The 23,330-nt window shown below is 71.0% G+C and carries 23 protein-coding genes; 13 read left to right on the forward strand and 10 right to left on the reverse strand.

Annotated elements, in window-relative coordinates:
* Positions 1-11: 11 nt before the first annotated feature.
* The 7 genes from H4696_RS25435 to H4696_RS25465 all read right to left on the reverse strand — a co-directional run bounded on the left by H4696_RS25435 (position 12) and on the right by H4696_RS25465 (position 7,631).
* Positions 12-881, reverse strand: a complete 870-nt coding sequence (locus H4696_RS25435; protein WP_192782528.1) for a phage distal tail protein — start codon at positions 879-881, stop codon at positions 12-14.
* On the reverse strand, positions 863-2,500 hold the full coding sequence (locus tag H4696_RS25440) for a phage tail protein (RefSeq protein ID WP_086855845.1): 1,638 nt from the start codon (positions 2,498-2,500) through the stop codon (positions 863-865). The genes H4696_RS25435 and H4696_RS25440 overlap by 19 nt, the downstream gene beginning before the upstream one ends.
* Before the next feature lie 4 nt (positions 2,501-2,504).
* The gene (locus tag H4696_RS25445; RefSeq protein ID WP_249026804.1) at positions 2,505-2,825 is read right to left on the reverse strand and encodes a hypothetical protein; all 321 of its coding nucleotides are present in this window, start codon (positions 2,823-2,825) and stop codon (positions 2,505-2,507) included.
* Between the two features lie 47 nt (positions 2,826-2,872).
* Positions 2,873-3,181: a hypothetical protein gene (locus tag H4696_RS25450; protein WP_086855846.1), complete on the reverse strand. Its 309-nt coding sequence runs from the start codon at positions 3,179-3,181 to the stop codon at positions 2,873-2,875.
* 23 nt (positions 3,182-3,204) lie between these two features.
* Positions 3,205-3,783 (reverse strand): phage tail tube protein, encoded by a 579-nt coding sequence (locus H4696_RS25455; protein WP_086855847.1) that lies wholly within the window; start codon positions 3,781-3,783, stop codon positions 3,205-3,207.
* Positions 3,784-3,815: 32 nt separating this feature from the next.
* Complete coding sequence (locus H4696_RS25460) at positions 3,816-4,247, reverse strand: hypothetical protein (protein WP_211299581.1); 432 nt, start codon at positions 4,245-4,247, stop codon at positions 3,816-3,818.
* Positions 4,248-4,400: 153 nt separating this feature from the next.
* Positions 4,401-7,631 (reverse strand): GH92 family glycosyl hydrolase, encoded by a 3,231-nt coding sequence (locus H4696_RS25465; protein ID WP_420831512.1) that lies wholly within the window; start codon positions 7,629-7,631, stop codon positions 4,401-4,403.
* 309 nt (positions 7,632-7,940) lie between these two features.
* Here H4696_RS25465 and H4696_RS25470 point away from each other — a divergent pair, with 309 nt between their 5' ends.
* The 12 genes from H4696_RS25470 to H4696_RS25525 all read left to right on the forward strand — a co-directional run bounded on the left by H4696_RS25470 (position 7,941) and on the right by H4696_RS25525 (position 19,776).
* The gene (locus tag H4696_RS25470; RefSeq protein ID WP_086855848.1) at positions 7,941-8,924 is read left to right on the forward strand and encodes a LacI family DNA-binding transcriptional regulator; all 984 of its coding nucleotides are present in this window, start codon (positions 7,941-7,943) and stop codon (positions 8,922-8,924) included.
* The gene (locus H4696_RS25475) at positions 8,921-9,958 is read left to right on the forward strand and encodes a class I mannose-6-phosphate isomerase (RefSeq protein ID WP_086855849.1); all 1,038 of its coding nucleotides are present in this window, start codon (positions 8,921-8,923) and stop codon (positions 9,956-9,958) included. Before H4696_RS25470 ends, H4696_RS25475 begins: the two co-directional genes overlap by 4 nt.
* The gene (locus H4696_RS25480; protein WP_086855850.1) at positions 9,955-10,719 is read left to right on the forward strand and encodes an ATP-binding cassette domain-containing protein; all 765 of its coding nucleotides are present in this window, start codon (positions 9,955-9,957) and stop codon (positions 10,717-10,719) included. The genes H4696_RS25475 and H4696_RS25480 overlap by 4 nt, the downstream gene beginning before the upstream one ends.
* Complete coding sequence (locus H4696_RS25485; RefSeq protein ID WP_086855851.1) at positions 10,716-11,759, forward strand: ABC transporter permease; 1,044 nt, start codon at positions 10,716-10,718, stop codon at positions 11,757-11,759. The genes H4696_RS25480 and H4696_RS25485 overlap by 4 nt, the downstream gene beginning before the upstream one ends.
* Before the next feature lie 29 nt (positions 11,760-11,788).
* Positions 11,789-12,787 carry an ABC transporter substrate-binding protein gene (locus H4696_RS25490; protein WP_086855852.1) on the forward strand — a complete coding sequence of 333 codons (999 nt, stop codon included), beginning with the start codon at positions 11,789-11,791 and terminating at the stop codon, positions 12,785-12,787.
* 201 nt (positions 12,788-12,988) lie between these two features.
* Positions 12,989-13,702, forward strand: coding sequence for a hypothetical protein (locus H4696_RS25495; RefSeq protein ID WP_086855853.1), 714 nt, complete (start codon positions 12,989-12,991; stop codon positions 13,700-13,702).
* A gap of 45 nt (positions 13,703-13,747) precedes the next feature.
* Complete coding sequence (locus H4696_RS25500) at positions 13,748-14,800, forward strand: sensor histidine kinase (protein ID WP_169734782.1); 1,053 nt, start codon at positions 13,748-13,750, stop codon at positions 14,798-14,800.
* On the forward strand, positions 14,797-15,552 hold the full coding sequence (locus tag H4696_RS25505) for a LytR/AlgR family response regulator transcription factor (protein WP_086855854.1): 756 nt from the start codon (positions 14,797-14,799) through the stop codon (positions 15,550-15,552). Before H4696_RS25500 ends, H4696_RS25505 begins: the two co-directional genes overlap by 4 nt.
* Positions 15,549-15,896: a hypothetical protein gene (locus H4696_RS25510; protein WP_086855855.1), complete on the forward strand. Its 348-nt coding sequence runs from the start codon at positions 15,549-15,551 to the stop codon at positions 15,894-15,896. The genes H4696_RS25505 and H4696_RS25510 overlap by 4 nt, the downstream gene beginning before the upstream one ends.
* A gap of 127 nt (positions 15,897-16,023) precedes the next feature.
* A complete protein-coding gene (locus tag H4696_RS25515) occupies positions 16,024-17,748 on the forward strand; it encodes a sodium/solute symporter (RefSeq protein ID WP_086855856.1) in 1,725 nt (574 codons plus the stop codon).
* Positions 17,749-17,818: 70 nt separating this feature from the next.
* Complete coding sequence (locus H4696_RS25520) at positions 17,819-18,169, forward strand: DUF485 domain-containing protein (protein WP_086855857.1); 351 nt, start codon at positions 17,819-17,821, stop codon at positions 18,167-18,169.
* A complete protein-coding gene (locus H4696_RS25525) occupies positions 18,166-19,776 on the forward strand; it encodes a solute symporter family protein (RefSeq protein ID WP_086855858.1) in 1,611 nt (536 codons plus the stop codon). The genes H4696_RS25520 and H4696_RS25525 overlap by 4 nt, the downstream gene beginning before the upstream one ends.
* A 77-nt stretch (positions 19,777-19,853) precedes the next feature.
* Here the strand turns inward: H4696_RS25525 and H4696_RS25530 are convergent, their stop codons facing one another.
* Positions 19,854-20,591, reverse strand: coding sequence for an isocitrate lyase/phosphoenolpyruvate mutase family protein (locus tag H4696_RS25530; protein ID WP_192782529.1), 738 nt, complete (start codon positions 20,589-20,591; stop codon positions 19,854-19,856).
* Positions 20,588-21,049: a carboxymuconolactone decarboxylase family protein gene (locus H4696_RS25535; RefSeq protein ID WP_086863573.1), complete on the reverse strand. Its 462-nt coding sequence runs from the start codon at positions 21,047-21,049 to the stop codon at positions 20,588-20,590. Before H4696_RS25535 ends, H4696_RS25530 begins: the two co-directional genes overlap by 4 nt.
* 45 nt (positions 21,050-21,094) lie before the next feature.
* Between H4696_RS25535 and pdxR the strand changes: the two genes are divergently transcribed.
* Entirely contained in the window at positions 21,095-22,465 is a 1,371-nt protein-coding gene (gene pdxR / locus H4696_RS25540; protein ID WP_086863572.1) for a MocR-like pyridoxine biosynthesis transcription factor PdxR, read from the forward strand.
* 39 nt (positions 22,466-22,504) lie between these two features.
* Here the strand turns inward: pdxR and H4696_RS25545 are convergent, their stop codons facing one another.
* Entirely contained in the window at positions 22,505-23,230 is a 726-nt protein-coding gene (locus H4696_RS25545) for a peptidylprolyl isomerase (protein WP_086863571.1), read from the reverse strand.
* Positions 23,231-23,330 lie beyond the last annotated feature (100 nt).

Raw genomic sequence — 23,330 nt, forward strand, 5'->3', positions numbered from 1 at the left:
CTTCTCGCTCTTCAGATCCACGCGTCCCGCCAGCGGGCGGTCAGCGTGCCCGCTTCGGCGTCGTCGAAAGCCTCGAACCCGATCGTCGTGCTGCCCGGCGGGAGCCCGAACCAGCTCGACCGCGGCTGCAGCACCGAACGGCGCGAGGCCGTGCCGAGGAACACCGTGCGCGCGGCCGTGTCGACGGTCAGCACGTCACCTTCGGCGAGGCTCAGCGAGAACGCGAGCCGTTCGCCGGTCGAATCGTTGCGGATCACCGGCTGCGTGCACGGGCCGGTGATCGTCCACACCGGACGCGTCGTCGCCGTGCCGGCGTTCACCAGCGCCAGCGCGCCGCCGTCGGCCTGCCCGAACACCAGCGGGAAACCGAGCGGGAAGGTGATGCCCTGTCCCGGTTTCGGCAGCCCGCAGGACAGCTCGTGGACTTCTTCGCCGTAGCGCAGCGGGTCGGGCGCGGTGAACTGCAGGGACCAGTCGAAGCTCACCGGTGTCGTGTCGGAGACCTTCGTGCCGGCCGAGAGCCGGACCAGCGCGCGGCGCGTCACGGTGCGCTCCCGCACGACGAACTCCGCCGGCGCCGAGCCGTCGGCGAGCACGGCGGCGATCCGGTCCTTCGCCCGCTCGCGGCTGTCCTCGTCGGGCGCGACGGCGGTGCCCTCCAGGGTGATCACCCGCGCCGAGCGGAACGACGGCGCGTCGAAGGCGCCGTCGCGCTGCGGCCGGTCGGCCAGCTCGAGCCGCACGCCGGGGCCGGCCGACCAGCCGTCCTCCTTGGTGACCCACCACTCGACGCCGTCGGCGTCCACGGTGTTGCCGGCCCAGCCGTCCAGCTCGTACACCGGCAGCGCGAGCGACACGGCACTCAGCGTTTCGCCGCCCATGCCACCTCCCGGGCCGCGACGCGGCCGATCTCGTATTCGGACTGGCCCGCCCGCGGGTGCACGTTGACCGTCACCGCGCCCGAACCGGCCGGCGTGGAGCGGGCCACCGGGCCCACGGCGGACGCCGCGACCGCCTTCGTCAGGTTCGCCACCGCCGGCCGGATGGTGGCCGAGCCCGGCAGCGGCACCAGCCGGGTCATCGCGCCGGAGACCTGGTCGCCGCTCGCCTCGATGCCGACCGTCAGCCCGGCCCCGATGTTGCGGCCGATGTCGGCCATCACCTGCGACGGCGAGAAGATCTTGAGGACGTTCTTGATCGGGCCGGGGATCTTGTCGACGATGAAGTTCTTGATCGCCGAGACGATGTTGCCCGCCATGTCGCGGATGCCGCCGATGAACCCTTCGATCAACGACTTCCCGGCGCTGTAGAGCGTCTTCCCGATGTTGCCGAGCGCGCCGACGACCCGGCCGGGCAGCCCGCGCACGAACGAAACGACCCCGGAGATGGCGTTGCTCACCGCGGACTTGGCCTGGTCGAAGGCGTTCCGCACGATGCCGACCACCTGGCTGACCCCGCGGATCGTCGCGACGACCGTGTGGATCGCGCCGGTGACCACCGCCTTGACCGCGTTGAACACCGCCGTCACCACGGTCTTGACGATGGTGAAGTACGTGGTGACGTAGGTGCGGATGACGGTGACCGCGACTTGGATGACCTTCGCGATGTAGGGCCACACCACCGCGACGACGCCGCGGATCGTGTTCACCGCCCCCAGCACGACGTTCTTCACGGCCGTGAAGACGGCGTTGACGATGTTCCGGAACGTCGTACTCCGGTTGTAGGCCAGCACGACCGCCGCCACGAGCAGCGTGATCGCGGTGATGATCAGGCCGATGGGGTTCAGCCGCATGACGACGTTGAGCAGTGCCTGCGCGATCGACCAGAGCCGGGTCGCCACGGCGACGACGCGTTGCGCGACGGCCATCGCCACCGTCCGCGCGGTCGCGATCACCGCCTGGACCGCGGTTTTCGCGTAGGCGACGGCGAGCTGCGCCAGGTTCCGCACGGCGCCCGCGGCGGCCAGTGCCGTGCTCCGGGCTTGGGCCGCGAACCGGCCGATCGCCTCCCCCGCGCTCGTCGCGGCTTGGCGGGCGGCGGCGAGCCCCTGGCTGAGCGAGCCCCGCAGCGACGTCCCGAGGTCGCGGATCGCGCCCGGGGCGCTCTTGACCATGTTCTTGAGGTCGTTGCCGAGCTTCTGCACTTCGGCCGCGCTTTCGCGCAGCCCGGTGCGCAGGTCCTTGATGGCGCCCGGCAGTTCCTTCATCGCGGCCGCGGCGTCCTTGACCTGCCCGACGGTGTTCTGCACGGCGGTCGACGCGGTGTTGATCGCGTCCGCGAAGCCCACCACGTCGGTGACCGCCGCGGTCACCGCCGGATGCGTCTCCTTGAACTTGGCGGTCATCTCGCCGAGTTCCTTGTTGACGTGCTCGGTGAACCCTTCGGTCAGCTTCGTCGCCGCGTCGGAGACGGCGCTCGTGATCGACTCGCGGATGCCGTCGATCAGCGCCGTCACCTGGGCCTGCGCCGCGTTGGTGATGGCCGACGTCGGCTGCGTCACGGGCTCACCTCCCTGGAGTGCCGAAGAACGCGGCGATCTCGTCGGTGCTCGCCGCCGGGTCGGGTTCGGGCGCCACACCCGGGCGCGGGACCGGCCGCGGCCGGTCGGGCTGGTCGGCGCCCTCGGCGGAGTTGGCCGCGACGAACAGCCAGTTGCCCACCGCGAGCTCGTCGACCGCGCCCGCGAGCAGGTGCTCGGTCAGGCCCCACTCGGCCGCCTCGCCGTGCAGGGCGCGCACCAGCGCCGACTCGCGGGGCAGGTGCCGGATCAGCACCCGCAGCCGCCTCGGCGTCAGCTTGCCGCGGTAGTAGTCGAGCAGGTCCACCCGGTAGAACCGGAGCAGGTCGGCTTCGACGGCCTCGCCGTGCTCGCTCAGGAGCGCGTCGAGGCCGAGGATTCCCCCAGCGCCATACCGGTGTCCCGGCCGTAGGCCTCCAGCAGGGCCTGGACGTCCTGCACGCTCACCGCGTGCCGGCCGAGCTTCTCGAACTGCTCCGCGCCGAGCAGTACCTCGAGCAGACCGTCCAAATCGGACGGATCGAGACCGGACAGCCGCGCCACCGCTTCCCGGGGCAGCTCGGTCGGCAGGCTGAACGTCTCGCCGTCCAGCTCGAACTCCCAGCGCTCCCCCAGGGCTTCCAGACGCTGCGCGCGGACGGCGTTGACGTTGTACTTCGCCATTTCGTGCGTTCCCCCTCGCCCGCTCACGCGGACTTTTCTTCGGCGGCGGCGGCACCCGCGGCCGGGTTGATCGACCACTGCGCGAGCGGCTCGGACGTGCTGTTGATCGGTGTCATCGCGGTGAACGTGACGCCGAGCTTGATCGCCGACGTCCGGGTGATCGCGGTTTCGTCGGTCTCGGTGACGACCCCGCGCGGGATGTAGAACCGGTGCTTCACGTTCGGGCCGTCGCTGAACTCGATGCCGAGCGCGCGTTCGTCGACCCGGGGCGCGGCGGCGATGTTGTAGACGCCGTTCGTCCCCGCGGGTGCGCTGAAGAAGAACTGCAGGGTGTCGCTGTTGATCTGCAGCAGCGAGAACTTCGCGGAGAAGTCGCGGTCGCTGAAGACGTACCGGATCGCGGCCACCGACTGCCAGGTGTCCACCGGGTCCAGCTTGTCCTTCTTGACGAACTTGACGCCGTCGGCGGTGGTGTAGCCGAGGTCGACCCACGGCGAGGCCCACGGCTTGGTGAAGTCGGCCGGTGCGGCGGTGTGCGCCGGCGCCACGTAGATGGCCCCGGTTCCCGCCACCCGGATTTCGCTGGCGTTCAGTCCTGGCATGAGCAGCCCTCCCACTGCACCGCCGGCCCGGTTCAGGCCGGTCTGGATACGACTAGCGCGACGAACCGGTACCGCATGACGTACCGGTTCGCGTCGGAATGCCTTCGGTCGAGCACGAAGCACGGCCCCTGGAGCTCGGTCACGTCGGGGAACACGGTGCCGCCGGAAGCGCTCAAGATCGGCAGCACACCCCGCACGGCCAGCGCGACCGCGTGCGCCGCGGGCTTGTCCGGACCGTAGGAATCCAGCCGCACCTCGGCGTTGTCGAGCCGGTCGTCGTCGAGGTAGACGCCGCCGAGCCGGGTGAGCACCACGGCGCGCTGCGTCCCGTCGAAGCCCGGCGGCACCGAAGTTCCCACCGGCACACCGGACAGTTCCGGCCGCGCGCGCACGAACTCCGCGACGGCCTGCTCGACATCCGGGAACACCAGCGGTTCCTGGGCGATCGGCACGATTTCCCCCACCTCCCCACTCCCCTTGGGGTGTGACCAACCTAACGCACCCGTCAGCACCCGCAAGCGGCCGAACGGGCGATGACACTGGCCGGATCCGGCCAATCCGCCTGCAGCGGAACGGCCCCCTTCCCGTGCGCGGGAAGGGGGCCGTCGCTCTGTGGGCTACGCGCCGATGCCGATCGCGAACACGTGCAGCGCACCGCCGTTGACGTTGTCCGGCAACGTCACGCTGGCAACGGTCTTGCCCGCGTCCAGGGTGATCGGGTTGGTGCCGAACACCATCGTGCGGATCTGCTGCGGGTCGCCGCCCGAGGCGTTGCGGTACGGCGTCGACAGCACGATCCGGTTGCCGAACGCCGGCTGCGCGCCGCCGCCACCGAGGGTCCAGTCGGAGAACCCGATGGTCGCGGTGGACGTCGTGCCGTCGGTGTAGGTCACCGTCAGCGTGCCGGACGCGTTGCCGTTGGACGCCGAGCCGAGCAGCGCGAGCCGCCCGGAACCGGTCACGTTCACCTTCTGACCGGACGCGATCACGTTGTCCGGATCGCCCACCGGGAACGACGGCCAGGTGAACTTGATGCCGTCACTGGTGACCGTGCCGCCCGGGGTGGCGCCGGCCGCGGCCAGCGCGTCGGCCGAGTAGCTCCAGCCGCCGCCGTCGAAGTTGGCCGCGCCCGAGTTCGCATCCGGGGAGATGCCGGCGTTGTTCACCGTGGCCAGCCAGCTGTTCGGCTGGGCCACCAGTACCGTCAGGACGGCCTGCGTCGAGGCGAGCCCCGGCGACGAGAACGTCACCGGGATGCGGCGGGCGCCGTCGGCCAGCCCGGCCGGGACGCTCACCGTCAGCTCGGCCTTACCCTTGCCACCGGCCGGAACCGCGATGCTGCCCGACGCGGGGGTCAGCGTGATCCCGTCGACGCTGCCCGCGCTGTAGGTCCAGGTCCGGGCGACCCCCGAAAGGTCCTGGACCCCCACCGACGCCTGCGACGTCGACCCCGCGGGCGTCACCGCGCGCGCCGGGTCCACAAAGGACAGGCTGGGCTTCTCCTGCTCTCGGAACGACGGCGGTGCGTCGGCCGCCGCGCTGCCCCACGCGGTCGCCGTGGCGGACCGGGTGTAGTCGAGCGTGCCGCCACTGGAGATCAGCGCCTCCGGCAGCCACGCCTTGGCGGCCGCACCGCCGTTGACCTTCAGGCTGCCCACGTAGTCGCCGGTGCCCGGCGCGTTGACGGTGACCTTCTTGCCCGAGCCGGTGGTGAGCACGGCGTGCTCGAAGCGCGGGGTGACGAGCAGCGTCTCGGCGCGGCCCGGGATCTCCGGGTAGAGGCCGAGCGCGGACCACACGTACCAGGCCGACATCTGGCCGAGGTCGTCGTTGCCGATCAGGCCTTCGGGACGCGGGTTGTACAGCTGGTCCATCGAGCGGCGCACGATCGACTGGGTCTTGGCCGGGGCCCCCGCGTACGAATACACGTACGGCGCGTTGGAGTTCGGCTCGTTGCCCATGAACGCGTACGGCTCCTGCGTGCCCGCGTTCAGGTCGGTGAAGAAGGTGTCCAGCCGCGACTGGGTCGCGGTGTTCCCGCCGAACGCCGTGACGACGCCGCCGAGGTCGTAGGGCACCATCCACTCGTACTGCGCGCCGTTGCCCTCGACCCAGCCCTCCGAGCTGGCGGGGTCGTAGGTGCCGGCGAACGAGCCGTCCGCGTTGCGCGGCTGCAGGTGCCCGGTACCGGGGTTGTAGAGGTTCTGCCAGTTCTGCGCGCGCTTCATGAACGTCGTGTACGTCGCGCTGTCGCCGAGCCGCTTCGCGAACTGGGCGATGGAGAAGTCGGCGCTGGTGTACTCGAGCGTGTCCGCACCGGCGCCGGGCACGTACCCGAGCTTCTGGTAGTCGTCGAGGCCCGGCCGCTCGGTGTAGCCCTGCGTCGGCTGGGTGGCGCCCTTGATCATGAGCAGCAACGCCTTCTGGGCGTCGAAGTCACGGGCGCCGAACGCGTACGCGCTGGAGACGATGATGTGGTACGGGTCGCCGTTCATGACGCCGGTGTAGTCATTGGCCACGGTCCAGCGGTCCCACGAACCGCCCTGTTCCGCGTAGGCCATCATCGACCGGACGATGTCCGACGTCTCGTGCGGCGCGATCGTCGCCAGCAGCGGGATCTCCGAGCGGTAGATGTCCCAGCCGGAGAAGTTCGTGTACATCGCGTGGCCCTTGCCGGCCGTGTGGATCCGGCCGTCGAAGCCGATGTACTGGCCGTTGACGTCGGAGAACACGTTCGGCTGGATCAGCGAGTGGTACAGCGAGGTGTAGAACGTCGTCATGTCGGCGTCGGAGCCACCGGTGACGGCGATCTTGCCCAGCTGGGCGTTCCACGCCTTGCGCGCGCCCGCCGCGACGGTGTCGAAGGACTTGCCGGTGTTTTCGGCCTTCAGGTTGGCCTTCGCGCCGTCGACGGACACAAAGGACAGTCCGACCTGGACGTTCACCTGGGCGCCGTTGAGGTTGGCGAAGGTGACGTACCCGCCGCTGCCCGGGCCGGACACGGTGGTGTCCTGCTGCTTGGCGGTGGTGGTGCGCGCGATCGAGGCGTTGACGCCGTTGGGCTGCGCGACCTTCGCCTTGGCGCCACCGGTCTCCGCGGCCTTGTTCGGCGTCACGGCGCCGTTCTTCCACGTGCCGATCGAGGCGAACGGCGTGTCGAACTTGGCCGAGAAGTAGACGCGGTAGCTGTTCTGCGCGCCGCAGAAGCGGCCGCTCGTGGCCCAGCCGCTGATGGTGTCCTTGCCGATGCTGATCGACGCGTCGTCGGTGCCGTTGACCGAGCCGGAGGTGTTGACCAGCAGCGTCGAGGACGCGCCGGCCGGGTAGGTCAGCCGCGCGGAGCCGGTGCGCTGGGTCGCGCTCAGTTCGACCTTCGCGCCGCTGTCGAGGGTGACGTCGTAGGCGCCCGCGGTCGCGTGTTCGTTGGTGTGCGAGAACTTCGAGGTGTAGTGCGACGGGTCGGTCGCCGGGGAAGTCGTCACTTCGCCGACATAAGGGATGAACGGGATGTCCTCATAGGTCGAACAGCCCGCGCCCGAAAGGTGCGTCAGACTGAACCCGGTGAGGGCATTGTCGTCGTAGAAGTACCCGCCCGGCTGGGATTTCACCGTGTCCGGGCTCCACTGGACCATGCCGAACGGCGCCACCGCGCCCGGGAACGTGTTGCCGGCCCCGCCCCCGGTGCCGTGGTCGGCGCCGCCGGGCCGGGTGCCGACGAAGGGGTTGACCCACTTCGCGAAATCCGTGCTCGTGGCCGCCGAGGCGGGGACAGCGGGAGCCACCGCTGCCGTCACCGCCAGTGTCAAAAAGGTCAAACCGGCTCTGAAGCGCAATCGCGCCATGGCCATCGCCTTTCACCTCGTCAGCGCGACCGGAAACGCCTGTGATGACAACCTTGTCGCGCAGTCGGTCGAACCGGGCCACCTTGGGCAGCCTCTCACCAAGTCGTCAAGAGGGCTCGTCAAGACCTGTCCACTTCGGGACAGCGTGATCAGCCATCTGCCTTACGACGTCGGTAGCCGAATCGGCACAATCCACGCAGCAGGCGTTGACAAGCCACCGGGTCGTGGCGTTCAATCCCGGTCACTATGACAACGTTGTCTCCACCCGGCCGGGACCGGGACGGCGCCACGCGCACCGCGAGCAGGCGAGCCACGATGAGCGACGTGGCCCGCCTGGCGGGCGTGAGCATCAAGACCGTTTCGCGCGTGGTCAACGACGAACCGGCGGTGCACCCGGACACCGCCGAGCGGGTCATGGCGGCCATCGAGCAGCTGGGGTTCCGGCGCAACCTGGGCGCGCGCAACCTGCGCCGCGGGTCGACGACCGGCACCATCGGGCTGATCGTCGAGGACGTCGGCAACCCCTTCTACTCCGAGCTGAACCGCGCGGTCGAGCGCATCGCGACGTCGTTCGGGCGCCAGGTGCTCACCGGCTCGTCCGAGGAGAACTCCGACCGCGAGCGCGAGCTCGTGCTGGAGTTCTGCGCGCGGCGGGTGGACGGCATCCTCGTCGTCCCCGCCGGCCTGCAGCACGGCTACCTGGTGCCGGAGATGCGCGCGGGCACGCCGGTGGTGTTCATCGACCGCCCGGCCGGCGACATCGTGGCCGACACGGTGCTGGTCGACAACCTCGGCGGCACCATCGAAGCCGTCACCCACCTGGCGAAGCACGGGCACCGGCGGATCGCCTTCCTCGGCGACAGCCCGGACATCTTCACCGCGGCCGAGCGCCTGCGCGGCTTCCGCGAAGGCTGCGTCCGCAACGGCATCTCCTACGACGAGTCGCTCGTCTCCATGCGCACGCCGACGCCGGAGTACATCGGCGACGTGGTGAAGCGCCTGCTGCACGGGCCGGACGCGGCCACCGCGGTGATCGCGGGCAACAACCGGGTCGCCGTGCACGTGCTGCGCGCGCTGGCCCACGCCGAGCACCGGCCGGCGATGGTCGGCTTCGACGACTTCGAGCTGGCGGACCTGCTCGACCCGCCGGTCACCGTGATCGCGCACGACGTGAGCGCGCTCGGCCACGCCGCGGCCGAGCTGCTCTTCGCCCGCGTCCAAGGAGACCAGTCCCCGCCCAGAAAGGTAGTCCTGCCCGTGCATCTCGTCGCCCGTGGTTCCGGTGAGGTCGCCCCGTGACCCTCGAACCGATCCGCCTCCCGGCCAACCAGCCACCGCAGTTCTACCGCGGCGGCGACGCCATCGCCGCGCTGCGCGGGGCGTCGTCCGGCAAGAAGTTCGGCCCGGAGGACTGGGTCGCGTCGGTCAGCACCATGTTCGGCCAGGACACCAACGGCCTCACCCGGCTCCCGGACGGCGCCTGGCTGCGTGACGCCGTTCTCGCGAACCCGAACGGCTGGCTCGGCGCCAAGCACGTCGAGGCGCTCGGGACGTCGACCGGCCTGCTGGTCAAGCTGCTCGACGCGGGCCAGCGGCTGCCCGTGCACTTCCACCCGGACGACGCCTTCGCGAAGCAGCACTTCGATTCGCACTTCGGCAAGACCGAGGCGTGGATCGTGGTCGGCAGCTACGGCGACGACCCGCGCGTCTACCCCGGGTTCAAGGAGACGCTGTCGAAGGACACCGTGTCCGAGTGGACGCGCGAGCAGGACGTGCCGTCGATGCTGGGCGCGCTGAACAGCGTCCCGGTCACCGCGGGCGACACCGTCTACATCCCGGCCGGCCTGCCGCACGCGATCGGCGAGGGCGTGTTCGTCGTCGAACTGCAGCAGCCGACGGACTTCTCGCTGACCATCGAGTGGCGTGATTTCCTCGCCTCGCCCGAAAAGGGCCACCTCGGCCTGGGCTTCGACACCGCGATCGAGGCGCTGGACACCTCGGGCTGGGACGCCGAGCGCCTGGACACCATCATCAAGCGCACGGCCGGCGACGCTTCGGCCACGGTCGACCTGCTGGCCGCCGGTTCGGAGCGGTTCTTCCGAGCCGAGCAGCTGCGCACGGACAAGATGACAACGTTGTCAACGGATCCGTCGTTCGCGGTCCTCGTCATTCTCGACGGCGAAGGGACGCTGCGCACCGAGCACGGCGGCGAGTACGCGCTGGCGAAGGGCGACACCTACGTCGTCCCGTTCGACGCCGGCCAGACCGAGCTGTCCGGCACGGTGACGGCGATCCGCTGCCGCCCGCCGGCGCCGGAAGAGAGGAACGGATGAGCGAAATCCTCCTGGAAGCGGTCGACCTCACCAAGCACTACGGCTCCGTCGAAGCGCTGCGCGGCGCGTCTTTCCAGGCCCGCGCGGGCGAAGTGACCGCGCTGATCGGCGACAACGGCGCCGGCAAGTCCACTTTGGTCAAATGCCTCTCCGGTGCGGAGCAGCCGACGTCGGGGAAGATCCTCCTCGACGGCGCCGAGGCGCACTTCGACTCGCCGACCACCGCGCGGCGCCTAGGCATCGAAACCGTTTACCAAGACCTCGCCGTCGCCCCCGAGCTCGACCCGGCGGCGAACCTGTTCCTGGGCCGCGAAATCCACCGCAAGGGCATCCTCGGCAAGCTCGGGATGCTCGACAAGGCTGAAATGCGCCGCCAGGCCGTCGAGGAGTTCCAGCGCCTCGGCGTGACGCTGCAGAGCACCGACGTCCCCATCGGCTCGCTGTCCGGCGGACAGCGCCAGAGCGTCGCGGTGGCGCGGTCGGTCGTGTGGGCGTCGAAGGTCGTGTTCATGGACGAGCCGACCGCGGCGCTGGGCGTCGTGCAGCGCGAGCGCGTGCTCGACGTCATCAAGAAGGTGCGCGACAAGGGCATCGCCGTGGTGCTGATCAGCCACAACATGCCGGAGGTGCTGTCGGTGGCCGACCGCGTCGAGGTGCTGCGGCTCGGCAAGCGCGTCGCCCGGTTCAGCGGGCCGGACACGAAGCTCGAAGACCTCGTCGCCGCGATGACCGGGGCGCTCGTGCAAGAGGAGGCCGCGTGAGCGCGCCTACGAAGGACATCCAGGAAACACCCGAGGCGGGGTTCGGCAAGCGCCCGCTGGGCAAGCGCCTGGTCGGCGCCAACACTTTCTGGATCGCGCTGGTGCTGCTGGCGCTGATCATCGTCTTCAGCGCGATCGCCCCCGGTGAGTTCCCGACGCTGTTCACGTTCCAGACGCTGCTCATCGAGACCGCGGTGCTGCTGGTGCTTTCGGTCGGGATGACGTTCGTGATCATCACCTCCGGCATCGACCTGTCCGTCGGCTCGGTGCTCATCTTCGCCGGCATGGTCGCCGGCAAGGTGATGGAGGCGATGTCCGGCGGCAACGCGTCGGGCGCCGGCTGGGGCGTGATCACCGTCGGGCTGATCGCCGCCGTGGTCGCCGGCACCCTGTGGGGCCTCGTCAACGGGTTCCTCATCGCCGTGGCTGGCATCCCGCCGCTGATCGTCACCCTGGGCACGATGGGCGCGGCGCTCGGCGCGGCCTACCTGCTCAACAACGGATCGGACGTGCGCAGCGTCCCGGTCGCGCTGAACCAGACCCTCGGCTACGGCACGTCGTTCGGCATCGTGCCGAACCTGGTCATCGTCGCCGTCGTGATCACCCTGATCGGCGCCTGGCTGCTGCACACCACGAAGTTCGGCCGCTACACCTACGCGGTCGGCTCCAACGCCGAGGGCGCGCGCCGGGCGGGCATCGGCGTCACCGCGCACCTGCTGAAGGTGTACACGCTGACGGGGTTCCTGGCCGGGATCGCCGGGTTCCTCTCGCTGGCCTACTACGCGTCGACCACGATCTCGGCGCACACCACCGACAACCTCAACGCCATCGCCGCGGTCGTGATGGGCGGGACGAGCCTCTTCGGCGGCGTCGGCACGGTGCTGGGCACGGTGATCGGCGTGTTCATCCCGGCGGTGCTGAAGAAGGGCTTCAACATCACGCACGTCCAGGACTTCTGGCAGATGATCGCCGTCGGCGCGGTGCTCATCGCGGCCGTCTGGTTCGACCAGCGGCGTCGCCGTCGCCGCAACTCCCGCTGAGTTCCCCCGAGTACGAAGAGGTGCTTGTCATGAACTTCTCCAAGACGCTCGTCGCGGTCGGCGCCCTGGCCTCCGCCGCCGCGCTGCTCACCGCGTGCGGCTCCGGCACGGTCGGGCAGACCGGGTCCGGTGGCAGCCAGGCGAACTCGGCCGGCTCGAAGAAGCTCGCGCTCATCCCGGGCGTGCAGGCCGAGCCGTTCTACATCTCCCTGCAATGCGGCGCGGAGGCCGAAGCGAAGAAGCTCGGCTACGAGCTGACCACGCAGGCCCCGCAGAAGTTCGACGCGGCCATGCAGACCCAGCTCGTCAACGCGCTCGGCTCGAACCCGCCGGCCGGGCTGCTCATCGCCCCGACCGACGACACGGCCATGCTCGCGCCGATCCAGCAGGTCAAGAACCGCGGCGCGAAGATCGTCGAGGTCGACACCTCGCTGAAGGACACCGGCGTCGCCGTCTCGTCGGTTTCCTCCGACAACGCCGCGGGCGGCAAGCTCGCCGCGCAGACGATGGCGAAGCTGGCGGCCGGCAAGAGCGGCTCGGTCCTGGTACTCGACACGATCGCGGGCACGTCGACGACCGCGGCGCGCGCGAAGGGCTTCGAGGACGAGCTGAAGAACACCCCGAACCTCAAGTCGATCGGCGTCCAGTTCACCCAGAACGAGCCCGACCAGGCGGCGTCCAAGGTGACGGCGGCCCTGTCCTCGACGCCGGACCTCATCGGCGTCTTCGCGACCAACCTCAACACCGGCGAGGGCGCGGCCACCGGCCTGCGCAACGCGGGCAAGGTCGGCGCGGTGAACCTGATCGGCTTCGACGCCAGCCCGTCCGAGGTCGAGGGCCTGAAGAGCGGCCAGTACCAGGCCCTGATCGCCCAGGACCCGGCGTCGATCGGCACCCAGGGCGTGCAGCAGGCCGTGGCGGCGATCGAGGGCAAGCCGGTGACGCGGAACCTGACCGCGCAGCTGCACTCGATCACCAAAGCGGACATGGAAGCCAACTCTCAGTACTTCTACAAGCAGTCCTGCTGATCCGTCCGTCAGGGCTCTGTGAGGGGTGTGTGCGCCCCCTTACAGGGCCCTGAACAGCACGTTTCACCCCCAGTGATCGGTCACTGCCGGTCACCGCGGTGAGGCAACCGCTCACCGCACGACCCGTTCCCCCGGACGGGTGTCCACCGTCACACTCATCTGCACATGCATTTACACATGCATGATCGCAGGGAGGGTGCGATGAACTACGAACGATCGGCCGTGCACCGGACGATCTTCGCCGTGGACGTCGAGGGCTACGGCGACCGGAGCAGGACCACACCACACCGCTTGGCGCTGCGCGACGGCCTGTACCGCGCGCTCGGCCGGGCGTTCGACGACGCGGGCGTCCCGTGGACGGCCTGCCGGAGCGAGGACTGCGGCGACGGCGTGTTCGTCCTCGCCCCGCCGCAGATCCCGAAAGGACTCTTCGTCGAGTTCTTGCCCAACGCGCTCGCCGTGGCGGTGCACCGGCACAACCTGACCCACCACGCCGGCGCCCGGATCCGGCTCCGGATGGCGCTGCACGCGGGCGAGGTGGCCTACGACGACCACGGCGTCACGGCGCCGGCGATCAACCACGCGTTCCGCCTGCTGGACGCGGCTCCGCTGAAGGAGGCGCTCAAGGCGTCGCCCGGCGTGCTCGGGCTGATCACGTCGGCGTGGTTCTTCGAGGAGGTCGTCCGGCACAGCGAAGGGCTCGACCCGGCGACGTTCCGGCCGGTGCGGGTGGCGGTGAAGGAGACCCGCGCGACGGGCTGGATCTCGCTGCCCGACCGGCCCTACCCGGCCGACGCGAGCCTGCTGGTGCGGCTGCCGGAACCCGCCAAGGTCACCGGGCTCGACGACTACCGGACCTGGCGCCGGTTCCGCCGCCACGCCCAGGTGCTGGCCGATCACCAGGAGCCCGGATAGCCGTAGGATCTGTTCCCCTGGACACCGTCGCCGAGGGGAGGCCCGATGACCGTGCACCTGCGCCCGGCGTCCCGCGCCGACCCGCTGCCGGTGCTCGCGGCCGCCCGCCGGATCACCGACGACCTGCGCGACGGCCTCGCCGGCACCCGCGCGCGCCGCGCCGCACACCGCCTGCGCCGGCTCTTCGGCTTCCCCGGGCTCGGCCTCACCGACCTGTCCGGTTCGCTGCTCTGGTCGGGGCGGCCCGGGCCGGACGCGGTCGTCGCGACGGTGCTCGACGGCGTCCTGCACACCGAGGAAACCGGCTCGGCGCCGGACGTCCTGGTGCTCCCGCTGCACGTCCGCGACGAGCTCGCCGGCGCGCTGCTGGTGGTCGGCGACGTCCGGGACGCGGTCGCGGCCCAGGCCGCCGACCTGGTCGTCCAGGCGCTGGAGCGCGGCCGGCTGGAGGCGTCGGCGGAACAGGCGGCGCAGGCCGAGCTGCGGGCGCTGCGGGCGGAGATGTCCCCGCACTTCGTCTACAACGCGCTGACGGTCATCGCGTCGCTGGTGCGCTCGGATCCCGACCGCGCCCGCGACCTCATGCTCGACTTCGCCGACTACACGCGCTACAGCCTGGCGCGCCACGGCGAGTACACGGTGGTGGCCGAGGAGTTCCGCGCGATCGAGACGTACCTGGCGCTGCAGCGGGCGGTGCTCGGCGAACGGCTGCGCGTCCAGGTGCGGGTGGCCCCGGAGGTCCTTGCCGTCGCCGTGCCGTACCTGGTGCTGGAACCGTTGGTGGAGAACGCGATCCGGCACGGCATCGAGCCGCGGTCGGGCACCGGGCTGGTCCAGGTGCACGGCCAGGCGGAGGGGAACGACTGCGTGATCTTCGTCGAGGACGACGGCGTCGGCATGGACCCGAAGCGCGCGGCGGACCTCCTCGCCGGCCGCACCGGCGACGACGACCCGGCCAGCCTCGGCCTGGCCAATGTGGACCGGCGGCTGCGGGACGTCTACGGCGCCTGGTACGGCTTGACGGTGGAGACCGAGGTCGGCGCCGGCACCCGCGTGATCGTGCGGGTGCCGCGGTTCCAGCCGGGGGTGCTGCCGTGACTCCGCTTCGCGTACTCGCCGTCGACGACCTGCCGCCCGCGCTGGACGAGCTGTGCCGCATGTTGGGCGAAGCCCCCGAAGTCGGCGAAGTCGTCGGAGCGGGCGACGCGCTGAAGGCGTTGAAGCTGCTTCAGGCGGACAGGTTCGACGCCGTCTTCCTTGACATCTCGATGCCGGGCCTCGACGGCCTCGAACTCGCTTCGCTGCTGGCCCGCTTGAACGAGCCGCCGGTGATCGTGTTCGTCACGGCGCACGACGGCCACGCCGTGGCGGCGTACGGCATCGGCGCTGTCGATTACCTGCTGAAGCCGGTCCGGGCGGAGCGCCTTTCGGCGGCGCTGGCGAAGGTCCTGCGGATGGCGACACCGGCTTCACGCTCGACACCGGACGCGATGGCCGCCCTGCCGGTGGAGTCCGGCGGCCGCACTCGCTACGTCCGCCGCGACGACGTGCTGTTCGTGGAAGCCCACGGCGACTACGTCCGCTTGCACACCCGCGGCGGCGTGCACCTGGTGCGGATGCCGATTTCACGGCTCGAGGAGTATTGGGAGGGAACGGGGTTCAGCCGGGTGCACCGCGGGTTCCTGCTCGCGGTGGGCGCGGTGCTGGAGCTGCGGAGTGACAGCGCGGGCGGACTGCTGGCGCACACGGAGGCCGGGGACGTCCCGGTGAGCAGGCGGCACGCGCGGGATCTGCGAGACCGCCTGCTGGAGGCCGCCCAGCGTGGCCAGCTCGGCCCGGGCTCGCGATGAGCAAGATCCGCCGGGTCGCCGTCACCAGCCCGCAAACCCGGCTCGCCCACGCCCGCCGCCGGTCCCACCACCGCTGGCGCCAGACCCGCCTCCCCGTGTCCGACGCCCAGCGCGCCACCGCCCTCTACACCGCGCAACGCCGCCGCGGCGTCCCCGCCCTCGTCCTGATGTTCGCGCTGCTGCTCGGCCTCCCCGGCGTCTTCGCGCTCTTCCCCGCCCTGGACACCGTGCGGCTGCTGGGAATCCCGCTCTCCTGGCTGATGCTGGCCGTCCTCCCCTACCCCGCGATGGCCCTCCTCGCCCGCTGGCAGCTGCGCCGCGCCGAGCGCCTCGAGGACGACTGATGCGCCCCGGTCAGCCCCGAACGCCCCAATGTGGCGTTGGTTGCGTCCAACGCACCCAATGTGGCGTTCGGTGCGTTGGACGCACCGAACGCCACATTGGGGCGCTCGAGATCGGCGGGCCGCGCTAGTGGGCATCGCGCTCGCCGTCGCCCCCGTCGTGCTCGTGACGCTGCTCATCGGCGTGCGCGGGGTCGCCGCGATGCGCACGACGTCCGACTTCCTGGTCGCGTCCCGCCGGATCTCGCCGCTGGTCAACTCCGCCGCCGTGTCCGGTGAGTACCTGAGCGCGGCGTCGTTCCTCGGCGTCGCGGGGCTCGTCGTCAAGGACGGCATCGGCGCACTCTGGTACCCGGTCGGCTTCACCGCCGGCTACATCGCGATGCTCGTCCTGGTCGCCGCCCCGATGCGCCGCTCGGGCGCGCTGACCGTGCCGGACTTCGCCGAGGCGCGGCTCAACTCCCCCGCGCTGCGCCGTCTCACCGCCGTCGTGGTCCTCGTGATCGGCACCATCTACGTCGTCCCGCAGTTCCGCACCGCCGGGCTGGTGCTCACCGCCGTCGGCGGCACGCCGTACTGGGTCGGCGTCGTCCTGGCCGGCGCCGCGGTCAGCGTCACCCTCGCGCTCGGCGGGATGCGCGCGGCGACGTACGTCCAGGCGTTCCAGTTCGTCCTCAAGCTGCTGCTGTTCCTCATCCCGGCGATCTGGCTCGTCCTCCAGGCGGGCGCGGTCAACCGGACCGACGCGCTCAACCCCGTCGAGTTCACCCACTTCGCCCGCGAGACACCGGTGCGCTTCGAAGTCGACGTCACCATGGAGATCCGCGAGCCGACCCCCGTGCGGCGCAACGGCGTCGCCGAAACCCTGCCGCCGGGCGAATTCACCGCGCACAGCCAGGACGAGGTCGTGTTCGGCGCGGGCGCGGCGGTCCCGGCCGTCCGCGGCGGCGCCCCGCTCGGCGGCGCCGACTGGCAGCGGCCGCTGCTCGACCTCGGCGACCAGGGCTACCCGCTGCTCGGCACCTGGGCCGTGCTCATCGCGACCATGCTCGGCACGATGGGCCTGCCGCACGTGCTCATGCGCTTCCACACCAGCCCCGACGGCCGCGCCGCGCGCCGCACCGCCGCGATCACCGTGGCCCTGCTGGGGATCTTCTACCTCTTCCCCGGTGTCTACGGCGTGCTCGGCCGGGTGCTCGTGCCCGGGCTCTACCTCTCCGGCGCCACGGACACCGTCGTCGTCGCGCTGCCGTACCAAGTGGACCGCGGCTGGGCGGGCGGCCTCTTCACGGCGTTGCTGACGGCGGGCGCGTTCGCCGCGTTCCTGGCGACGTCGCTCGGGCTGCTGCTGGTGATGTCCGGCGCCATCGCGCACGACCTCGTGCCCGGCGGGCTGCGGCGGCTGCGGATCGCCGTGTTCGGCGTCGCCGCGATCATGGTGCTGCTGGCGCTGCGTTCGGCCGAGCTCGACGCCGGGGTGCTCGTCACGTGGGGCTTCACCGTGGCGGCGTCGACGTTCTGCCCGCTGCTCGTGCTCGGCATCTGGTGGCCGCGGCTGACCGCGACGGGCGGCATCGCCGGGGTGCTGACCGGGCTCGTCGCGTCGTCCGGCTCGATCCTGTTCGCGCTCGCCGGCCCGGAGCTGCACGGCTGGGTGGCGATCTTGGTGCAGCAACCGGCACCCTGGTCGGTACCGCTGGCGTTCGGCGTAATGGCGTTGGTCTCCCTGCGGGGCAGACCCCCCACCTGGTCGACGGCGGCGATGCTCCGGTTGCACCTGGACGAACCCCGTTCGACGGGACCGCGCGACCGTTCGTCAACCGTTCGTCGTCTGGCGAGGCTGTTGAACCGCTGAATCTTCACACGAGACTCACACGTCCCTACGGTGTCGCAGGTCACTTTCCGCAGCGTCGCGAGGAGCAGCGATGAGCACGACGGACACCGGCGGCGGGCCCCCGGAAACGTCTGAGACCGTCTGGGAACACGCCCACGACAGCACGGAGTTCCGTGAGCTGCGCAGCCGGCTGCGCCGGTTCGTCTTCCCCATGACGGCGCTGTTCCTGGTCTGGTACCTGCTGTACGTGCTCCTCGCGGACTACGCGCACGGCTTCATGAGCACCAAGCTGTTCGGCAACATCAACGTCGGCCTCGTCTTCGGCCTGCTGCAGTTCGTCTCGACGTTCGTCATCACCGGGCTGTACGTGCGCTACGCCAACCGGAAGCTCGACCCGGTCGCCGAGAAGATCCGTGAGGACATCGAGAAGGAGCAGGCATGACCGCGACACTTGCCGCGAGCGTCGAGGGCAGCAACTCGCTCCTCAACATCGGCATCTTCGCCCTCTTCGTGATCATCACGCTGGTGATCGTGTTCCGCGCCAGCCGCAACTCGAAGACGGCGTCGGACTACTACGCCGCCGGCCGCGCGTTCACCGGCCCGCAGAACGGCATCGCGATCTCGGGTGACTACCTTTCGGCGGCGTCGTTCCTCGGCATCGCGGGCGCCATCGCGATCAACGGCTACGACGGCTTCCTCTACTCCATCGGCTTCCTGGTCGCGTGGCTCGTCGCGCTGCTGCTCGTCGCGGAGCTGCTGCGCAACACCGGCAAGTTCACGATGGGCGACGTGCTGGCGTTCCGCATGAAGCAGCGCCCGGTGCGGGCCGCGGCCGCGACGTCGACGCTGGCCGTGTCGTTCTTCTACCTGCTGGCGCAGATGGCGGGCGCCGGTGGCCTCGTCGCGCTGCTGCTGGGCGTCGAAGGTTCCGGGGCGCAGGCGCTGGTCATCGCCGTCGTCGGCGTGATCATGATCGCCTACGTGCTGATCGGCGGCATGAAGGGCACCACCTGGGTGCAGATCATCAAGGCCGCGCTGCTCATCGCCGGCGCGCTCGCGATGACGCTGTGGGTGCTGGGCAAGTACGGCTTCAACTTCTCCAGCCTGCTGCAGGCCGCCGTCGACAAGGCGGGCAAGGCCGGCGAGACGCTGCTCGGCCCGGGCAAGCAGTACGGCGCCACCGGAACGTCCAAATTGGACTTCCTGTCGCTCGGTATCGCGCTGGTCCTCGGCACGGCCGGCCTGCCGCACGTCCTGATGCGCTTCTACACGGTGCCGACCGCGCGCGACGCCCGTCGCTCGGTGGTCTGGGCGATCGTGCTGATCGGCGTGTTCTACCTGTTCACGCTGGTGCTCGGCTACGGCGCCGGTGCGCTGGTCGGGCCGGACGCGATCAAGAAGGCGCCCGGCGGCGTGAACTCCGCGGCGCCGCTGCTCGCGCTCGAACTGGGCGGGCCGGTGCTGCTGGGCCTGATCTCCGCGGTCGCGTTCGCGACGATCCTCGCGGTGGTCGCCGGCCTGACCATCACGGCGTCCGCGTCCTTCGCGCACGACGTCTACGCGAACGTCGTCAAGCGGGGCAAGACGTCGCCGGACTCCGAGGTCAAGGTCGCCCGGATCACCGCGCTGGTGATCGGCGCACTCGCGATCGGCGGCGGCATCCTGGCCAACGGGCAGAACGTGGCCTTCCTGGTGGCGCTGGCCTTCGCGGTGGCGGCGTCGGCGAACCTGCCGACGATCCTCTACTCGCTGTTCTGGAAGCGGTTCAACACCCAGGGCGCGCTCTGGTCGATCTACGGCGGCCTGGCCATCACGATCGTGCTGATCGTCTTCTCGCCGGCGGTGTCGGGGAAGAGCACGTCGATGTTCAAGAACGCCGACTTCGCCTGGTTCCCGCTGAGCAACCCGGGCATCGTCTCGATCCCGGCCGCGTTCATCCTGGGCTGGCTGGGCACGGTCCTGTCCAAGGAGCACGACGAGAAGAAGTACGCCGAGATGGAGGTCCGGTCGCTGACCGGCGCGGGTGCCGAGAAGGCCGTCGCGCACTGACCCCCCCCCCCCCCCCCCCCGAGACACCGAAGGCCGTCGTGAGTCACCCTCGCGGCGGCCTTCGGCCATGCTCGGGGTCAGTACGGCAGCTTGCCTCCGGCGACCCCGGCGAGCGTCGCTTCGAGCTGCTTCCGGAGGTGCTGCCACAGCCCGCCGCCGAGCGAGATCCTCGCCACCCCCAGCTCGGCGAGGCCGTCGAGACCCGGGCCGCCCGGCCAAGCGGGCGCGTTGACGGCGCCGCCGACGCCCTGCACGAACTCCGCGATCAGCTCGGGTGTGCGCAGGTGGATCGGGTAGACGCAGTCGGCGCCCGCCGCGAGGTAGGCCTTCGCCCTGGCGATCCCGCCGGCGAGCCCCTCCTTCGGATCGATGCCGCGGAAGGAGTCGACGCGGGCGTTGATCACCAGGCCGTCGCCCGCCGCCTCCCGGAGGGCGGCGATCCGCTCGGCCTGTTCGGCGACCGGCCGCACCCCACCGGTGGCGTGGTCGGTGTCCTCGAAGTTGCAGCCCACCGCGCCGGCGTCGGACAGCCGTCCGGCCAGCTCGGCGCCGGAGAGGCCGTAGCCCGACTCGGCGTCGACGGTCACCGGCACGCCGACCGCCTTGGCGATCCGCGCGGCGGCGGCGAACATCTCGTCCGCCGGCGCCTGCTCCCCGTCGGGGAACCCGAGCACGGCCGCGACGGCGACCGAGCTGGTCGCCACGGCCGGGAACCCGGCGGCTTCGACGAGCTTGGCGGTGTCGGCGTCCCAGACGTTCGGCAGCACGAGCGGCTTGCCGGGGACGTGCAGCGCCTTGAGGGCCGCGGCGGTCACGAGTCCCGTTTCGGCAGCGGCGTGTGGCTGGTGATGGTCATCCGGTTCCAGCTGTTGATCGCGATGATCTCCCACGCGACCGCGCGGTACTGGTCTTCGGTGAACACCTTCACGGCCTGCTCGTAGACGTCGTCCGGCACGGTCTGGGTCGCGGACAGCTTGGTCATCGCCTCGGTGAGGGCGAGCGCGGCCTGCTCCTGCTCGGTGAACAGGTCGGTCTCGCGCCAGCCGTCGAGGACGAACAGCCGCCGCGGCGACTCGCCCAGCTCCAGCGCGTCGCGGGAGTGCATGTCGAGGCAGAACGCGCAGCCGTTGATCTGGGACGCGCGGGTCTTCACCAGTTCGAGGAGCTTCGGGTCGAGCCCCGCGTTGGCCCCGGCCTTGTTCACCTCGGCCTGGAGGTTCGCCATCGCCTGGTAGAGCTCGGGGGCGCCCCCGAGTCCGATTCGCTTGGTCATGTCTTCACGCTAGCTCGAACTGGTCCACGGGTATGGTCCAGTGACATGGCAGATCCGTGGTCCAGTTCCGGCCTCGACGTCCACCTCGACTGGCAGCCTTCGACCGGCCGGCGCGGCCTCGCGGCGGCGATCCGCGCGGCCATCCGCGAGGGCCGCTGGCAGCCGGACGCGGCGGTGCCCTCGACCCGCGCACTGGCCCAGGACCTGGGGATCGCCCGCGGCACGGTCACCCGCGTGTACGCCGACCTCGCCGCCGAGGGCTACCTGCGCACGGCCCAGGGCGCCCCGACCCGCGTCGCGACGGCGGGCTCGCTCCCCCAGTCCGCCCCGCGCCAGGCACCGCGCGACCCCGCGCCCCGCTGGGACCTGCGCCCGGGCCGCCCGGACCTGACGGCGTTCCCCCGCCAGGCCTGGCTCACCGCGACCCGCCGCGCCCTCCTGCGCACCCCGGCGGCGGCGTTCGGCTACGAGTCGGAGCTGGGCGCGCCCGAGCTGCGCGCCACCCTCGCGACCTACCTCGCCCGAGCCCGCGGGGTGGTCGCCGACCCGGCGCGGATCGTCGTGTGCCACGGGTATTCCCACGCGATCGCGGTGCTGTCCCGGGCACTTTTCGGGCTGGGCATCGGCGAAGTCGCGTTCGAGAACCCGTCGTTCGGCTTGTACCGCTCGATCGCGGCGGCCCAGGGCCCCCGCGTGGTCGGCGTCCCGGTCGACGAGCACGGCCTCGACGTGTCCGCATTGGACAGTCCGGCGGTGGTCGTGACGGCGGCCCACCAGTACCCCACCGGCGTCACCCTCGCCCCGCACCGCCGAGCCGCCCTGACCCGCTCCGGCGCGATCGTCCTGGAGGACGACTACGACGGCGAGTTCCGCTTCGACCGCCAGCAGGTCGGCGCGCTGCAGGCACTGGCTCCGGAGCGGGTGGTGTACGCGGGAACGGCGAGCAAGACCCTCGCCCCGGCCCTGCGCTTAGCCTGGCTGGTGCTGCCGAGGTCACTGGTGGAGCCGGTCCGCGCGGCCATGGCCGACAGCGGTTCCCACCCGGCGTTGCTGAACCAGCTGGCCCTGGCGGAGCTGATCGACTCGGGCGCGTACGACCAGCACGTCCGCCGCAGCCGGGCGGAGTACCGTTCCCGCCGCACCCGGCTGCTGGCCGCGTTGCCGGATTCGGTGCGCCCCCAAGGCATTTCGGCGGGCTTGCACCTCCTGCTGATGCTCCCATCGGACGGCCCGACGGAAACCCAGGCCCTGGCGGCCTGCCGCCGCCGCGCGATCGGCATCGAGGGCATCGGCGGGTATTGGATGGACGCGAACCGCCCGGGCGGCTTGATCGTGGGCTACGCGGCCCCGGCGAAGCACGCTTTCGCCGGGGCCACGCAGACGTTGATCGAGGCGCTGCACGAGATCACCAGCTGAACTCGCACGTCCCCGCCGCTCGATCAGCTTTGTCCGTGGTCAGAACCAGCAGTCCGGCCGGACCCGCAGAAGCTCGGTCCGCAGCACGGGCGTCCCGTCGACCGGCGCGGGATCGTCGGCCGTCGGCTGGATCCCGCCCGCGGCCACCCGGTCCAGGGTCTTCAGCCCTTCGGCCCCGACCGTCCCGAAGACGGTGTAGTTCGGCCGCAGCGCGGAATCGCCGTACACGACGAAGAACTGCGACCCGTTGGTGTCCGGCCCCGCGTTGGCCATCGCCAGCAACCCGCGCGCGTACACCCGCCGGGCACCGGTCGGGTCCGTCGGCGCCGGCGGCAGGTCCACCGGCAGCTCGTCCTTGTACTTGTAGCCCGGCCCGCCTTCCCCGGTCGCGCTCGGGTCGCCGCACTGCAGCACCTTCAGCGTCGGATAAGCGGTGAGCCGGTGGCAGACGGTGTGGTCGTAGAACCGGTGTCGCGCCAGGTGCAGGAAGCTCTGCACGGTGCACGGCGCCTTCGCACGGTCGAGCGTCAGCGGCAGCGCACCCTGGCTGGTCGGAATCGCGACGTCCACCTTGCCGTGACTCGGCGTCCACCGCGGATCGGGCGGCAGCGGCACCGGCCGCGAGGCCGGCTCATCCGGCGTCTCGGTGTACTGGCACGGCCCGTGCGTCGTCTTCGGCGGCGGCGCATCGGCCGCGGTGGCGACGCCGTTGCCCGCCGCGAACAACGCGCCCACCGCCAGCGCGGTGACGAGTGTTTTCTTCATCCTGCACGCCCTCCCAGTGATCGCCCGCTTCCGGAGCGTCCCGCAGTCTAGGGCCCGGCACCGACAGGAATAACCGGCGAAAGTCGCCCGTGTCAGCCCA

It is taken from the genome of Amycolatopsis lexingtonensis, assembly GCF_014873755.1.
Lineage (GTDB): Bacteria > Actinomycetota > Actinomycetes > Mycobacteriales > Pseudonocardiaceae > Amycolatopsis > Amycolatopsis lexingtonensis.